At 73.0% G+C, this 14790-nt stretch carries 14 protein-coding genes; 3 read left to right on the forward strand and 11 right to left on the reverse strand.

The genetic code is table 11. The annotated features are described in order from the left end of the window. The 4 genes from ABT288_RS32125 to ABT288_RS32140 form a co-directional block, all read right to left on the reverse strand. On the reverse strand, positions 1–322 hold a 322-nt coding region (locus ABT288_RS32125), incomplete at its 3' end, for a biotin/lipoyl-containing protein (protein ID WP_351615207.1). Positions 323–383: 61 nt separating this feature from the next. Further along, complete coding sequence (gene lpdA / locus ABT288_RS32130; RefSeq protein ID WP_351615209.1) at positions 384–1772, reverse strand: dihydrolipoyl dehydrogenase; 1389 nt, start codon at positions 1770–1772, stop codon at positions 384–386. A 268-nt stretch (positions 1773–2040) separates the two neighbouring features. Then, positions 2041–3576 carry a leucyl aminopeptidase gene (locus ABT288_RS32135; RefSeq protein WP_351615212.1) on the reverse strand — a complete coding sequence of 512 codons (1536 nt, stop codon included), beginning with the start codon at positions 3574–3576 and terminating at the stop codon, positions 2041–2043. 354 nt (positions 3577–3930) lie between these two features. Next, positions 3931–4716, reverse strand: a complete 786-nt coding sequence (locus ABT288_RS32140; protein WP_351615214.1) for an adenosylcobinamide-GDP ribazoletransferase — start codon at positions 4714–4716, stop codon at positions 3931–3933. Between the two features lie 60 nt (positions 4717–4776). On the opposite strand from ABT288_RS32140, the gene ABT288_RS32145 reads away from it, so the two are divergent. Further along, positions 4777–5541, forward strand: a complete 765-nt coding sequence (locus ABT288_RS32145; protein WP_351615216.1) for a hypothetical protein — start codon at positions 4777–4779, stop codon at positions 5539–5541. Positions 5542–5656: 115 nt separating this feature from the next. On the opposite strand, the gene ABT288_RS32150 is transcribed toward ABT288_RS32145, so the two are convergent. The 3 genes from ABT288_RS32150 to cobT form a co-directional block, all read right to left on the reverse strand. Then, entirely contained in the window at positions 5657–6415 is a 759-nt protein-coding gene (locus ABT288_RS32150) for a hypothetical protein (RefSeq protein WP_351615219.1), read from the reverse strand. Between the two features lie 10 nt (positions 6416–6425). Continuing rightward, entirely contained in the window at positions 6426–8231 is a 1806-nt protein-coding gene (locus ABT288_RS32155; protein WP_351615222.1) for a phosphatidylglycerol lysyltransferase domain-containing protein, read from the reverse strand. Between the two features lie 69 nt (positions 8232–8300). Further along, positions 8301–9392: a nicotinate-nucleotide--dimethylbenzimidazole phosphoribosyltransferase gene (gene cobT, locus ABT288_RS32160; protein ID WP_351615225.1), complete on the reverse strand. Its 1092-nt coding sequence runs from the start codon at positions 9390–9392 to the stop codon at positions 8301–8303. Positions 9393–9536: 144 nt separating this feature from the next. On the opposite strand from cobT, the gene ABT288_RS32165 reads away from it, so the two are divergent. Next, positions 9537–10520 (forward strand): class I SAM-dependent methyltransferase, encoded by a 984-nt coding sequence (locus tag ABT288_RS32165; protein WP_351615228.1) that lies wholly within the window; start codon positions 9537–9539, stop codon positions 10518–10520. Positions 10521–10573: 53 nt separating this feature from the next. Here ABT288_RS32165 and ABT288_RS32170 read toward each other — a convergent pair whose 3' ends face one another. Continuing rightward, positions 10574–11776: a bifunctional adenosylcobinamide kinase/adenosylcobinamide-phosphate guanylyltransferase gene (locus ABT288_RS32170; protein WP_351615230.1), complete on the reverse strand. Its 1203-nt coding sequence runs from the start codon at positions 11774–11776 to the stop codon at positions 10574–10576. Between the two features lie 79 nt (positions 11777–11855). Between ABT288_RS32170 and ABT288_RS32175 the strand changes: the two genes are divergently transcribed. Then, the gene (locus ABT288_RS32175; RefSeq protein WP_055709718.1) at positions 11856–12068 is read left to right on the forward strand and encodes a hypothetical protein; all 213 of its coding nucleotides are present in this window, start codon (positions 11856–11858) and stop codon (positions 12066–12068) included. A gap of 47 nt (positions 12069–12115) precedes the next feature. Here the strand turns inward: ABT288_RS32175 and ABT288_RS32180 are convergent, their stop codons facing one another. The 3 genes from ABT288_RS32180 to ABT288_RS32190 form a co-directional block, all read right to left on the reverse strand. Then, positions 12116–13177, reverse strand: a complete 1062-nt coding sequence (locus ABT288_RS32180) for a S1C family serine protease (protein ID WP_351615233.1) — start codon at positions 13175–13177, stop codon at positions 12116–12118. A 57-nt stretch (positions 13178–13234) separates the two neighbouring features. Then, positions 13235–13936, reverse strand: coding sequence for a class I SAM-dependent methyltransferase (locus tag ABT288_RS32185; protein ID WP_351615234.1), 702 nt, complete (start codon positions 13934–13936; stop codon positions 13235–13237). An 83-nt stretch (positions 13937–14019) separates the two neighbouring features. Continuing rightward, the gene (locus ABT288_RS32190; protein WP_351615237.1) at positions 14020–14649 is read right to left on the reverse strand and encodes a DUF3043 domain-containing protein; all 630 of its coding nucleotides are present in this window, start codon (positions 14647–14649) and stop codon (positions 14020–14022) included. Between the last annotated feature and the right edge of the window lie 141 nt (positions 14650–14790).

The following is a 14790-nucleotide window of genomic DNA, read 5'->3' on the forward strand; positions in this document are numbered from 1 at the left end:
CGGCCGGGGCCGGAGCGGCGGGGGCGGCGGCCGGGGCCGGAGCCTCGGCAGCGGCGGGGGCCGGGGCGGCCGCGGGGGCGCCGGTGCCGTCGTCGATGACGGCCAGCTCGGCGCCGACCTCGACCGTCTCGTCCTCGGCGACCTTGATGGAGGCCAGGACGCCGGCGGCCGGCGAGGGGATCTCGGTGTCGACCTTGTCGGTCGAGACCTCGAGCAGCGGCTCGTCGGCCTCGACGCGTTCTCCCTCGGCCTTCAGCCAGCGGGTGACAGTGCCCTCGGTGACGCTCTCACCGAGCGCCGGAAGGGTTACGGAAACCGCCATGGTTTCGGTTGCTCCTAACGAATTGCGGAAGTCTGTGTCGTCGCGCCCGTTGACCGAAGGCTCAGTCGTGGGAGTGCAGCGGCTTGCCGGCGAGCGCCAGATGCGCTTCGCCCATCGCCTCGTTCTGCGTCGGGTGGGCGTGGATGAGCTGGGCGACCTCGGCCGGCAGCGCCTCCCAGTTGTAGATCAGCTGGGCCTCGCCGACCTGCTCACCCATGCGGTCACCGACCATGTGGACGCCGACCACGGCACCGTCCTTCACCTGGACGAGCTTGATCTCGCCCGCGGTGTTGAGGATCTTGCTCTTTCCGTTGCCCGCCAGGTTGTACTTCAGGGCGACGACCTTGTCCGCGCCGTAGATCTCCTTGGCCTTGGCCTCGGTGATGCCGACGGAGGCGACCTCCGGGTGGCAGTACGTCACCCGCGGGACACCGTCGTAGTCGATCGGAACGACCTTCAGACCGGCCAGACGCTCCGCCACCAGGATGCCCTCGGCGAAGCCGACGTGCGCGAGCTGGAGTGTCGGGACGAGGTCACCGACGGCGGAGATGGTCGGGACGTTGGTCCGCATGTACTCGTCGACGAGGACGTAACCGCGGTCCATGGCGACCCCGGCCTCCTCGTAGCCCAGGCCCTGCGAGACCGGGCCGCGGCCGACGGCGACGAGGAGGACCTCGGCCTCGAACTCCTTGCCGTCCGCCAGGGTGACCTTCACGCCGTCCTGGGTGTACTCGGCCTTCTGGAAGAAGGTGCCGAGGTTGAACTTGATGCCGCGCTTGCGGAACGCGCGCTCGAGAAGCTTCGAGGAGTTCTCGTCCTCGACCGGGACGAGGTGCTTCAGGCCCTCGATGACCGTGACGTCGGCACCGAAGGACTTCCACGCCGAGGCGAACTCGACGCCGATGACACCGCCGCCCAGGATGATCGCGGACTGCGGCACGCGGTCCAGGACGAGGGCGTGGTCGGAGGAGATGATCCGGTTGCCGTCGATCTCCAGGCCCGGCAGCGACTTCGGCACGGAGCCGGTCGCCAGCAGGACGTGGCGGCCCTGGATGCGCCGGCCGTTCACGTCGACGGAGGTGGGGGAGGACAGCCGGCCCTCACCCTCGATGTAGGTCACCTTGCGGGACGCGATCAGACCCTGCAGGCCCTTGTACAGGCCGGCGATGACGCCGTCCTTGTACTTGTGGACGGCCGCGACGTCGATGCCCTCGAAGGTGGCCCTGACGCCGAACTGCTCGCTCTCGCGGGCCTGGTCGGCGATCTCGCCCGCGTGCAGCAGGGCTTTGGTGGGGATGCAACCCCGGTGCAGGCAGGTGCCGCCGACCTTGTCCTTCTCGATCAGGGCGACGTCCAGGCCCAGCTGCGCCCCGCGCAGGGCCGCGGCGTAACCACCGCTACCACCGCCGAGGATCACTAGGTCGAAAACGGTGCTGGCGTCGTTCGCCACGTCACGTCCTCCATGCATGTGCGCCTTGCGCCGATCTCCTGTGACCGGCGGGCGGCTGGTGTCCGGCCGCTTGATGCTTCGGCCCTTCGGTGGGGGCCCTGTCCTGCCGGGCTCCATCTTTGCACTTGTTCGAGGCGGACGAGACGCCGGGCCTGAGTGTGAGACACCCCACTGAAGCGTCCCGAAGGGGCGCGGGGAACCGTGTGAACAACCCCGTGCCCCCTCAAGCCGCCGTGCGACCGGGCGGAACCGAGCGCTCAGGCGAGCATCAGCCCAGGTCACCCGCGGCCGTCAGCTCGGCGAGGCGCACCAGCGTCCGGACAGCGGAACCGGTACCACCCTTCGGCGTGTAACCGAACGGACCGCCCTCGTTGAACGCCGGGCCGGCGATGTCGAGGTGCGCCCAGGTGATCCCCTCGCCCACGAACTCGCGCAGGAACAGACCGGCGACCAGCCCACCGCCCATCCGCTCGCCCATGTTCGCGAGGTCGGCGACCTGGGACTCCATGCCCTTGCGCAGGTGCTCCGGCAGCGGCATCGGCCAGGCCGGCTCGCCGACCTCCTCCGCCGCCTCGTGCACCGCGGAGCGGAACGCGTCGTCGTTCGCCATGACACCGAACGTCCGGCTGCCGAGCGCCAGCATCATCGCGCCGGTGAGGGTCGCGACGTCCACGATCGCGTCCGGGTTCTCCTGCGAGGCCGCCCACAGCGCGTCGGCGAGCACCAGCCGGCCCTCGGCGTCGGTGTTGAGGACCTCCACGGTCTTGCCGCTGTACATGCGGAGCACGTCACCCGGGCGCACGGCGGAGCCGGACGGCATGTTCTCGGCCAGCGCCAGCCAGCCGGTGACGTTGACCTCCAGGCCGAGGCGTGCGGCGGCGACGACGGCGGCGAACACGGCGGCGGCACCGCTCATGTCGCACTTCATCGTCTCGTTGTGCCCGGCCGGCTTCAGCGAGATGCCGCCCGAGTCGTAGGTGATGCCCTTGCCGACGAAGGCCAGGTGCTTCTCCGCCTTCGGGTGGGTGTACGACAGCTTCACCAGGCGCGGGGCGGCCGAGGAGCCGCCGCCGACGCCGAGGATGCCGCCGTAGCCGCCCTTGGCCAGGGCCTTGTCGTCGAGCACCTGCACCTTGAGGCCGTGCTCCTTGGCCGCGGCCTGCGCTTCGGCGGCGAACGCCGCCGGGTCGAGGTCGTTCGGCGGCATGTTGATCAGGTCGCGGGCGCGGTTCAGCTCCTCGGCGACGGCGACGGCACGGGCGACGGCCCCCTTGTGGGCGGCGTCGCGCGGCTTGCCGCCGAGCAGCGCGGCCTCGGCCAGCGGCGCCTTGCCGTTCTTGGCCTTCCCCCCGTTCCCGTTCCCCTTGTAGACGTCGAAGGAGTACGCACCGAGCAGGATGCCCTCGCTGATCGCGCCGACGGCGCCCGGGCCGTCGACGGGCAGCGCGAACGCGGCCTTCCTGGAGCCGGCGAGCGCGCGGGCGGCCACGCCGGCGGCCTTGCGCAGCGCCTCGGCGTCGTAGCTCGCGTCCTCGCTCTTGGCGTCCGGCTCCGTGCCCAGGCCGACCGCCACGACGATCGGCGCCTTGAAGCCGGCCGGAGCGGGCAGCTTCGTCAGCTCGCCCTCGGCACCCGCGGCGCCGAGGGTCTCCAGGACGCCGGCCAGCTTGCCGTCGTACGCCTTGTCCACGGCCTCGGCGCCCGGCGCCACGACGGGGCCCTTGGTGCCCTTGGCGACACCGATCACGATCGCGTCGGCCCGCAGGCCGGGCGCCGCAGAGGTGCTGAGAGTCAGAGCAGTCACGGTGGTGAATTCTCGCTTCCGATGTATTGCGATCCTCGATCGCCCTGTAGGGCAATCGCCAGTGCAGGGGTGGGTGGGCCCGAGAGCCGACCTTAGGCCCAGACCAGGGCACGGAGGGCAACCGGGGCCTTCACCCTGTCGGCGAACACCCGGGACGAGACTACGCGCGTGCGCCCGTTCGCTCATTCCTACGGGCGTTCACCTGTGCGTGGCGTCGTGGTCACTTCCGCCTCCCGGGCAGCGTGCGACGCGTCTGCACGGCCCTGGGAACGGGCCTCGTTCACACCGCACGGGGACGAGTGAGCTCCGGCATCGAGGAGTTCGGGCCCTGTGAGGGGCTGACGGCGGAGAAGCTCACCGGCCCAGGGAAAGCACCACGAGAGCGGTGGTCGCCGCCGTCTCCGCCAGGGCGCCGAAGACGTCACCCGTCACCCCGCCGAAGCGGTTCGTGCAGCGGCGCAGCAGGAGTTCGGCCGTGGCCAGGGACAGCAGGACCGCTGCCGCCGCGCGCACGGCGTCGTACGGGCCTAGGGCCGACTGCCAGGCCGCCGAACCGATCGTGAAGGCCGCGGTGACGGCCAGCGCGCCCGGTACCGGCACGACGCCGGCGACCGCCGCCCCCAGCCCCTCCGGGCGGGCGGCCGGCACCCCGGTGCGGGCGGCCAGGGTGAGCGCGAGCCGGGCCGTGATCGCCGAGACGACGGCCGCCAGGGCGCCCCGTGCCCAGGAGTCGCCGTACAGCTGTGCCAGCACCGCGACCTGGGCCAGCACCACCAGGACCAGGGTGATGACCCCGAACGGCCCGATGTCCGACTGCTTCATGATGCGGAGCGCGTCCTCGGCGGGCTTGCCGCTGCCCAGGCCGTCGGCGGTGTCGGCGAGGCCGTCGAGGTGCAGCCCTCGGGTGAGCGCGGCCGGTACGGCGACGGAGGCGGTGGCGGCGAGCAGCGGGCCGGCGCCGAGGAGAAGCAGGAGCAGTCCGGCTCCGGCCGCGCAGCCGCCCACGACCAGACCGGCGACCGGGGCGTTCAGCATCCCGCCGCGTGCGGCCTCGCGGTCCCAGCGGTGCACCCGGACGGGCAGCACGGTGAGGGTGCCGAAGGCGAAGCGGAGGCCGTCGAGCGGTGAGGACTTGGGCACCGGCGAAGGTTACCCGGCGGTCGCGGAGCCGCTCTCCGCACCCGAGGATAAGGTGCGCATATGGGGCACTGGTGGGTACGGAACATCGTCGAACCGGGCAAGCTCCCGATGCTGCTCGCCCTCGCCGCGTTCCTGTTCACGTTCGTGGTCACCCGGGTGATCACCCGGCTGATCCGGGCCTGCAAGGGCCCGTTCAAGAACGTCAGGGCGGGCGGGCTGCACATCCACCATGCCGTCCCCGGGGTCGTCCTCACCATCGTCGGCGGGTTCGGCGCGGTCGCCAGCGACCGGCACGGCGCGGGCGGTGCCGTCGCCGCCGTGCTGTTCGGGATGGGCGTCGGCCTGGTCCTGGACGAGTTCGCGCTGATCCTCCACCTGGACGACGTCTACTGGACCGAGGAGGGCCGCAAGAGCGTCGAGATCGTCGTGCTCACCGCCGCGCTCGTCGGCTTGCTGCTCGCCGGGTTCGCCCCGTTCGGCGTCAACGACCTGTCCGCGCAGGAGCTGCAGGACCGCGGCGGTGCCCTCAGCACCATCGGCGTCAACTTCCTCTTCGCGCTCATCGCCCTGAGCAAGGGCAAGGCGCGCGTCGCGGTCTTCGGGGTGATCGTGCCGCTGGTCGCGCTGGTCGGCGCGATCCGGCTGGCCCGCCCCGGCTCCCCGTGGGCCCGCCGCTTCTACGGCCGCCGCCCCCGCGCCCGCGCCAAGGCCGCCCTGCGCGCCTACCGCCACGACCGCCGCTGGGCCCGGCGGAGCCGCGCGGTTCAGGACTGGATCGGCGGCAAGCCGGACCCGCGCCCGGTCCGGTTGCCCGAGCGTCGCTGAGCGGGTTGTGGGCGGGAGCCGGGGCCGGGTTGTCCGTGGGGCCGCGGCTTTCCCCGGCCGCCGTTTCGCGTGCCTACCGGTGCGACCGGCGCCGGGTCCGGCGGAGCCGCGCCGTTCAGGACTGGATCGGCGGTAAGCCCGGCCCGCGTCCGGCCCGGCTGCCCGAGCGTCGCTGGACGCGCCGTACCAGACGGCCGTACGTGTGCCGCGGCCGCAGTCGCAGCCCGTAGCGGTGCCGTACCGCCACCGCGAGGCAGATCAGCCCCACGGCCATCAGCGCGGCCAGATGCTCCTTGCCCGCCAGGTTCTGCTTGACCAGCACCTCGGCGACCATCGCCAGGGTCACCGCGCCCGAGGTGACGTACGCGCCGTAGCGCCAGCTCACGAACACGGCGAGGCCCACCACGGCCGCCGACGGACCGGTGTCCACCACCTGCGCGTCCGTCCATGGCAGCCCGAACGGGGCGTGCGCGCCCTGCGAGATGCCGACGCGCGCGTACAGGGTCCCGGCGACGGTGGCGGCGTAAGCGATCACCAGGGTCCGCCACCAGCCGATGCAGATCTCGGCGATCCCGAACACCAGCAGGATCTGCGCCAGCGCCCCCCACACCGGCAGGTCCAGCGCCGGCACGAAGAGGGAGAAGGGCGTGCGGAGCAGCGCCAGCCACAGGGGGTCCTCGGCCCGTACGGCGCCCACGTTCTGCACGAACTGATAGCCCCACGGCTGGTTCTGCACGTACTGCAGCAGGGCCGTCAGACAGACCGCGCCGAGCGTCATCGGCGCCGCCCGCAGGCGCCGCTCCAGCGGGGCCGCGCGTACGGTGACGTACAGCGGCCCCCACTCCTCACGGGCCCAGCGGACGAGCGCTCTCATCGGACGGTCCTCACCGGTGTGTGTCCAGGTGCCTGCGGTGCAGCCACTTCGGCAGTCCCGGCGCCTCCAGGAAGCCCTCCGCGCGGGCCGAGGCGAGGCCGATGCGCAGCAGGTCCGCGCTCTTCTCGAAGAGCAGGAACCGCGGCTCCCAGATGGGCCGGTACTTGGCGTTGGCGCGGTACAGCGACTCGATCTGCCACCAGCGGGAGAAGAAACTGAGCAGCGACCGCCACAGCCTCAGCACCGGTCCGGCACCGAGGCGCGCGCCACGTTCGAAGACCGACCTGAACATCGCGAAGTTGAGTGAGACCTGCGTGATCCCGATCTCTCCGGCCCGCCGCAGCAGTTCGATGACCATGAACTCCATCAGCCCGTTGTCCGAGTCCCGGTCACGGCGCATCAGGTCCAGGGACAGCCCGTGCGGCCCCCACGGCACGAAGGACAGCAGAGCGCGCAGCCTCCCCTCGGCGTCCGTGCACTCCAGCATCACGCACTGCCCGTCCTCGGGGTCCCCGAGCCGGCCGAGCGCCATGCTGAACCCGCGCTCGGTCGCCCCGTCCCGCCAGTCGTCCGCACACTCGACGAGATGCGCCATCTCGTCGACCGGGGCGGTCGGGATATCCGCGTGCCGCCGGATCCGCACCTCGTACCCGGCCCGCTTCACCCGGTTGTACGCCTGCCGGACCGTGCGCATCGCCCGGCCCTCCAGCGTGAATTCGGCGACCTCCACGATCGCCTCGTCGCCGAGTTCGAGGGCGTCGAGCCCGTGCCGGGCGTAGATCGTCCCCGCCTCCTCGCTCGCGCCCATCACCGCCGGGATCCAGCCGTGCGCCCGCGCCTCCGCGAGCCACGGCACGATCGCGCCCGGCCACGCCTCCGGATCCCCGAGCGGATCCCCGGAGGCCAGGCTCACCCCGCCGACCACCCGGTAGGCGACGGCCGCCTTGCCCGTGGGCGACCACACCACGCTTTTCTCCCGGCGCAGCGCGAAGTAGCCGAGCGAGTCCCGCTCGCCGTGCCGGTCCAGCAGGGCCCGCAGCTGTTTCTCGTCGTCCTCGGTGAGCGGGTCGACGGCGCGCCGGGAGCGGAACGCGGCGTAGAACACGGCGAGGACGAGGGCCGTGCTGAGCACGTTGACGGCGACGTTGGCCCAGTTCGGCGGGTCGATCCCGGGGAAGCGGGACTCTTCGGCGGCCACCGACACCAGGCGCAGGGCTCCGTAGTGCCAGCGCTCCAGGAAGGTCGAACGGGCCGCGTCCGGCGCCTGGTTGGTGACCGTCACCAGCAGCCCGGCCAGCAGGCTCGCGGCCGGTCCGCCGACGACGGCGACCGTCGCCGCGAGCCGGGGGTTGGACCGGTCGCCCTTGGCGTAGAACTCCCGGCGGCCCACGAGGAGCGCGCCGACGAACACCGCCGTGAGCGCCAGCGAGATCCAGTTCTGCGTGTACCGCCGGATCTCCGGGAACGCCATGGCGAACGCGAACAGCGCGAGGAAGGCCCCGCTGAGCACGATGTTGAGGATCCAGGCGGCCCGCTTCCGGCGCCGCATGGTGATGGCCAGGAACGCGGTGAACACACCCGAGGCGAAGCCGGCCGTCAGCAGGTACGGGGTGAAGAAGTCGTCCTGGTTGTGCCGGCGCACGTCCTGGCCGAGCGAGACCCAGACCGCGCTGAGGAAGTTGATGAAGGCGACGGTCCGCAGGTACCAGACGGCGAAGGCGGCGGCCCGCCGGGAGGCCCCGGTGGACCGCCGCCCCTCCTCACCCGGGCGCCCCGGTTCGGCCTGCTGCGGAACGGCATTTCGGGCATCTCCCATGGGGCAGGATCATATGGGTGCCGCTCCGGCGAACCTCACTTTTCCGCCGGGAGTTCGCACGAACCGGAACTACTCCCGCTCCTGGTCCTTCTCCTCCTCCGGCGCCTTCTCGGCCCCGGGCTTCTCGGGAAGCTCCGCGGCCAGCGCCGCCGCGGCCCGCACCAGCGGCAGGGCGAGCAGCGCACCCGTACCCTCGCCGACCTTCACCCCCTGCTCCAGCAGCGGCTCCAGGGCCATCCGGTCCAGCGCCTTCGCCTGTCCCGGCTCCCCGCTGGCGTGCCCGGCCAGCCACCAGTCCGGCGCCCGGAACGCGACCCGCTGCGCGACCAGCGCGCACGCGGCGGCCACCACCCCGTCGAGGATCACCGGCAGCTTCCGCACCGCGCACTGCAACAGGAACCCGGTCATCGCCGCCAGGTCCGCACCGCCCACGGTCGCCAGCAGCTGCAGCTGGTCGCCGAGCACCGGCCGCGCCCGCCGGAGCGCGTCCCGGATCGCCGCGCACTTGCGCATCCACGCCAGGTCGTCGATCGCCAGCCCGCCCCGCCCGGTCACCACCGACGCGTCGGTCCCGCACAGCGCCGCGATCAGCACCGCCGCGGCCGTGGTGCCGCCGACGCTGATGTCGCCGAGCACCACCAGGTCCGTACCGGAGTCGGCCTCCTCGTCGGCGACGGCGACACCCGCGCGCAGCGCCGCCTCGGCCTCCTCGAGGGTGAGCGCGTCCTCGAGGTCGATACGGCCGCTGCCGCGCCGCACCCGGTGCCGTACGACGTCCTCCGGGAAGGCGTCCGGCGCGCAGTCCAGAGCCATGTCCACGACCCGGACGGGCACCTCCTGGCGCCGCGCGAGCACGGACACCGGGCTCGCGCCCTCCAGCACGGCCCGCACCAACTGCTCCGCGGTGCCGGCGGAACGAGCCGAGACGCCGGCCTCGGCGACGCCGTGGTCACCGGCGAAGAGGATCACCTTCGGCCGCTCAACTGTCCGTACCGGTACGGCACTCTGCGCGGCGGCCAGCCACTCGCCCAGCTCGTCGAGGCGGCCCAGCGCCCCGGGCGGCACGATCTGGCGCTCCCGCCGGGCCTCGGCGTCACGGCGCACGCCCCCGTCCGGGCGCTCGATCAGATCGGTGAAGTCGTCCAGATTAAGCCTGCTCATTCGCCGAACAGTACCGCCAGAGAACGAACGCTTCCGCGCCACATGGCCACCACGCCCCCATGACGTCATTGCGCCCAAGATCCGGATCCCATACCTTCCGGTTTGCCGTCCGGTTTGTTGCGGAATGTCGCCCAGGGAGCCGCCATGCCGACCTCGCCCTTCACGCCCACGCCCCTACCGCGATCCTCCGACCCGTTCCTCGAACCGCGCCGCGAGGACTGCCCCTGGTGCGGCTCCGCACGGCTGCGCACCAGGGTGCGCGCCGGCGACCCCCTGCGGCACCGGCCGGGCCGGTTCGTCCTCGACGAGTGCCGCGACTGCTCCCATGTCTTCCAGAACCCCCGGCTCACGGCGGAAGGGTTCACCTTCTTCCACCGGGACTTCTACGAACGGCAGCTGGAGGAGTTCACCGCGCGCGTCCGGTCCGCCCGCGCGGTCCGCCGGCGGCACCGGGTCACCGCCTGGCGGCTGTCGGCGCTGGCCGAGGCGGAGAGCTGGCTGGACGTGGGCACGGGCCACGCCGGCTTCCCCGAGGCGGCGAAGGAGTTCTTCCCGTACACGAGCTTCGACGGCCTGGACCCGACGGCCCGGGTGCAGCAGGCCCAGCTGGAGGAACGGGTCGAGGAGGCCCACCGCGGCTACCTCGCCACACCCGGCATGACGGACCGGCTGCGCGGCCGCTACGACGTGGTCAGCATGTTCCGCCATCTGGAGCACACGCCCGACCCGCGCGCCGAACTCCGCGCCGCCCTGACGGCCCTGCGGCCCGGCGGCCACCTCGTCGTGGAAGTCGCCGATCCGCGCTGCGCGTTCGCCACCCTGCTCGGCAGATGGTGGCTCCCGTACGGTCAGCCCCGCCACCTGCACCTGCTGCCGCTGCCCAACCTGCGCGCCGAGCTGGAGACCCTGGGCTGCACGATCCTCGTGACCGACCGCAGGAACGCCCATGTGCCCTGCGACCTGTCGGCCGCGGTCGCCCTGGCGGTGGCCAGGGCCCCGCTGCTGAGACCCGCCGCCGCGCCCGCCCGGGCAGCGGCCTCGGCCCTGGACCACGCCCTGGCCCCCTTCCTCCGCCGCACACCGTTCTCCAACGCGTACCGCCTCGTGGCCCGCAAGGACCGAGGCTGACCGCGGGCGCGTGGGGGGCCCACTCTCGGCCGGCCGCGGCACCGGGCGCCCGCTCAGCCCCGGAGCACCAGCGCCTGCCCCGCCACCACCAGCAGCACCTGCTCGCACTCCGCGCCGAACGCCGCGTTCAGGCGCCCGAGTTCGTCCCGGTACCGCCGGCCGGAGGCGGTCGCGGGCACGATCCCCGAGCCGACCTCGTTCGACACGGCCACCACCGTCCGCCGGGTACGGCGCACGGCCCCGGTCAACTCCCGCACCCGCTCCCGCAGGGACTTCTCACCCCCGCCCGCCCACTCCGCGTCGTCCCACGCCCCCACCGAGTCCATGACATCCGTCAGCCACAGCGACAGGCAGTCGATCAGCAGCGGCGGCCCGTCCTCGCCCAGCAGCGGCACCAGGTCCGTCGTCTCCGCCGTACGCCACGACCCCGGCCGCCGCTCCCGGTGCGCGGCCACCCGCTCGGCCCACTCGTCGTCCCCGCCCCGCGTCCCGCCGGTCGCCACGTACAGCACGTCCGGGAAGGACTCCAGCCGCCGCTCGGCCTCCAGCGACTTGCCCGAGCGTGCCCCGCCCAGCACCAGCGTCCGGCGCGGCACGTCCGGCACGTCCTCGTACGCGCCGACCGCCAGCGTCGTACCGTCCGGCACCGCTCGCGCCCCGGCCGCCGCCAGCCGGCGCCGCAACTCCGCGCCGGGCGGCACGTCGTGGTCGAGATGGACGGCGAGCACGTCCGTCGTCGGCCCGGCCGAGCCCACCGCCCGCAGGCGTGCCAGCGCGTCCGGGCGGCCGACGACGTCCGCGAGGACCATGTCGTACGACTCCGCCGTCGCCTCCTCCAGGCCCGCCGGCGCCCCGCCCGGCGGCAGATACAGCAGCCGCTGCGCCTCCGGCCCGGTCACCGCGTACCCGGTGCCGCCCGCGTCCATCGCCACGGCCCGCACCCGATGCCCCGTCAGCAACGCCAACTCCCGCCCGTCCGGCACCCGCCCGGGCTGCGGCAGCCCCGCCGGCACCTCCACCGCGGGACCGTCGTGCGGATGCGACAGCAGCACCTGCCGTACCCCGCCCAGCGAATGCCCGGCCCGCGCCGCCGCGAACGCAGCGCCCGGCGTCAGGTCGAGCAGCAGCGTCCCGTCCACCAGCACGGCGGTGGCGGCCCGCGCGTCGGGCCCGAGCGCCGTCGCACAGGAGGCACAGGGACAGTCGGGGCGGGGCAGTCCGGACGGGGCGCCGGTACCGAGCAGAGTCACTTCCACGAATCGATTTTCGCCTGTCCGATCACATCGTGCGCTTCCGGCTAGTCTTCCAGCAGGTGTTGGATCGAAGGAGGCCCACATGACGGCATGGACGTGGCGGTTCGAGAAGGCCGACGGGACGGAGGTCCAGCCCGCCGTGCAGCCCGAGGAGTTCACCACGCAGGGAGATGCCGAGTCCTGGATCGGCGAGCACTGGAAGGCACTCCTGGAGGGCGGCGCCGACCAGGTGCGGCTGTTCGAGGAGAACACCGAGATCTACGGGCCGATGAGCCTGCACGCCGACGCGGCCTGACCGGTGCGGAGGGGTGCGGCCCCGCGGCCGTAGGGGCGTACCCCTCGTCACTGCGCGCCCAGCGTCACCTCCACCGTCTTCGTGGCGCCGCTCCGCTGGTAGGTCACCGACGTCTTCCGGCCCGGCCTGTCCGCCGCCAGCGCCACCGAGAGGGAGGTCATGGTGGAGATCGGCCGGTCACCCAGCTTGGTGATGACGTCGCCGGGGCGCAGGCCCGCCCTGTCCGCCGCACCGCCGGGCCTGACGCTGACCACCGCCACCCCGGCGGGCTGGTAGCGGTCGTCCACCACGGTCCGTGCGGTGATGCCGAGCGCGGCCCGCCCGGAGTCGGTGACCCTGCCCTGCCTGACGATCTGCCCGGCGATCGTCTGCACCATCGACGCCGGGATGGCGAACCCGATGCCGGGCGCCGCGCTGCCCCCGAGCTGGGGGTCGGCGGCGGCGAGCGTCGGGATGCCGATGACCTGCCCGGCGAGATCGACCAGCGCGCCGCCGCTGTTGCCCGGGTTGATGGCGGCCGAGGTCTGCACCATGTTCGCGATGGTCGCGCCCGTACCCCCTCGGGGGGCTTCGCTGACCGTCCGCCCGGTCGCCGAGACGATGCCCTGGGTCACGCTGGACGCCAGCCCGAGCGGCGAGCCCATGGCCAGCACGATCTGGCCGACCTCCACCTTCTGGGAGTCGCCGAACGCCGCCGCCCGCAGCCCGGCCGGCACCTTGTCCAGCTTGATCACGGCCAGGTCCTGCTCGGGGTAGGAGGACACCAGGCTCGCGGTGAGCGGCGCCTCGCTGTTGGCCGTGGTCACCTTGAAGGTCCTCTCCGACCCGACCACGTGCGCGTTGGTGACGATGTGCCCCTTGCCGTCGTACACCACCCCGGAGCCCAGCTCCTGGCTCGCCTGGATCTGTACGACCGACGGCAGGACCGCCTTGATGACCTTCTGGTACTGGCTCTGCAGAGCACCCGCGGCCGTCGGCACCTCCGCCCGCGCGGTCGTCGCGGCGTCCTGCCGGGTCTCGGGAGCGGTGGCCGTACAGCTCGCCGCCGCACAGCACAGCAGCGCCGCCGCGGCGGCGCTGCGCAGGGCACGGATCGGGGAAGCGTCCATACCCCCGAGTCTCCCCGCGCGGCCCTCACCCGGCCCGCGCTGCTGACCCGAACGGTCTCAGCCCCGTACGCCGCACAGGTGCAGCAGCGCCGCCACCCGGCGGTAGGGGTCCGTGCGCCCGGCCCGCTCCTCGACGGCGAGCAGCGTCTGCAGATCCCCGGGGATCTCCGCGTCGTCCGCCGCCGTGTCCGTGAACACCCGGACGCCGTACCAGGCGTGCAGCGGGGCCGCGATCCCGGCGAGCGTGGCGGTCAGGGTGGCCAGCCGGTCGGCCCGTACGTCCAGGCCGAGACGGTTGTGGTAGGCGGTGGTGTCGAAGGCGGCCAGGGCGCCCGCCCAGTCCCCGGACAGGCCCGGCCGCATGGCGAGCGCGTCGCCGTTGCGGACGAGCAGGGAGAGGAGTCCGCCGGGGGCGAGCATCCGCGCCAGGCCCGCCACCAGCGGGTCGGGCTCCTCGACGTACATCAGCACGCCGTGGCACAGCACCACGTCGAAGCTGCCCGGCAGGAAGTGCACACCGGTGTCCCGCCCGTCGCCCTGCACCAGCCGGACCCGCTCGCGGATGCCCTCCGGCTGCGCGGACAGCGCCTCACGCGCGGCGGCGATCATCGTCGCGTCCTGCTCGACCCCGGTCACCTGATGGCCGAGCCGGGCCAGCCGCAGCGCCTGCGTGCCCTGGCCCATCCCCACGTCGAGCACCCGCAGCCGCTGCCCGACCGGGAACCGGCCGGCTATCTGCTCGTCCAGCTGCCGGGCCACCAGCTCCTGGCGTACGACATCACGCAGCCTGCCCAGCTTGTTCAGCCAGGCCTCGGCCGCGCCCCCGGTGAAGGCCTCTGCGCTCAGGGCCGCTCTCCGCGCTTGACCTGCGGCTTCGGCAGCCGGAGCCGACGCATCTGCAGGGAGCGCATCAGGGCGTAGGCGACAGCGCCTCGCGTCTTCCCGTCCGGGAAGCGCTCCTTGAGCTGCTTCTTCAGCCGGAAGCCGCTGAACGCCGCGTCCGCCACGATCAGCACGATCACCACGAGCCACAGCAGCAGCGCGATCGACTGGATCGCCGGCACCCGCACCACGCTCAGCACGAGGATCACCACGGCGAGCGGCAGGAAGAACTCCGCCACGTTGAACCGCGAGTCCACCCAGTCGCGGGCGAACTTGCGGACCGGGCCCTTGTGGGTGGCCGGCAGATAGCGCTCGTCACCGGTGGCCAGCGCCTGGCGCTGCCGCTCCAGGGCCTGGCGCCGTTCCTCGCGCTGGCGCTTCGCGGCCTCCTTGCGGTTGGTGGGCGTGTGGGCCACGCTGCGCCGCTGGGACTGGGCCTCACTGCGCTTGGGCGTGGGCCTGCCCTTCGGGGCCTGCGGGTCACGGGACTGCTTGGAGAGGTTCACCTGCGCCTTGTCGGCGGTCGGGGCCTTCTCTTCCTTGGCACGGCTACGGAACACAAAACCCAAGGGTACGGGCTTCCCCGGCATGGACCCCAGCCCGGCGGGGAACGATCCGGCAACACCGGACGTCTGTAGGGGGACAGAGGGGACGTTCCGGCGGGGGCGGTGGGGGCAGGTGGGGGATCACCTACTCCTCACGCCGGAGCGATGACGTCCGCAGTCGTCCTC

Origin of the sequence: Streptomyces sp. NPDC001093, assembly GCF_040298985.1 — a bacterium.
Classification (GTDB): domain Bacteria; phylum Actinomycetota; class Actinomycetes; order Streptomycetales; family Streptomycetaceae; genus Streptomyces.

Bases quoted from the DNA above. Each gene is read 5' to 3' on its own strand.
- ABT288_RS32145 (WP_351615216.1), top strand. From the start codon at position 4,777: ATGGGGCACTGGTGGGTACGGAACATCGTCGAACCGGGCAAGCTCCCG.
- ABT288_RS32150 (WP_351615219.1), bottom strand. From the start codon at position 6,415: ATGAGAGCGCTCGTCCGCTGGGCCCGTGAGGAGTGGGGGCCGCTGTAC.
- ABT288_RS32155 (WP_351615222.1), bottom strand. From the start codon at position 8,231: ATGGGAGATGCCCGAAATGCCGTTCCGCAGCAGGCCGAACCGGGGCGC.
- cobT (WP_351615225.1), bottom strand. From the start codon at position 9,392: ATGAGCAGGCTTAATCTGGACGACTTCACCGATCTGATCGAGCGCCCG.
- ABT288_RS32165 (WP_351615228.1), top strand. From the start codon at position 9,537: ATGCCGACCTCGCCCTTCACGCCCACGCCCCTACCGCGATCCTCCGAC.
- ABT288_RS32175 (WP_055709718.1), top strand. From the start codon at position 11,856: ATGACGGCATGGACGTGGCGGTTCGAGAAGGCCGACGGGACGGAGGTC.
- ABT288_RS32180 (WP_351615233.1), bottom strand. From the start codon at position 13,177: ATGGACGCTTCCCCGATCCGTGCCCTGCGCAGCGCCGCCGCGGCGGCG.
- ABT288_RS32190 (WP_351615237.1), bottom strand. From the start codon at position 14,649: ATGCCGGGGAAGCCCGTACCCTTGGGTTTTGTGTTCCGTAGCCGTGCC.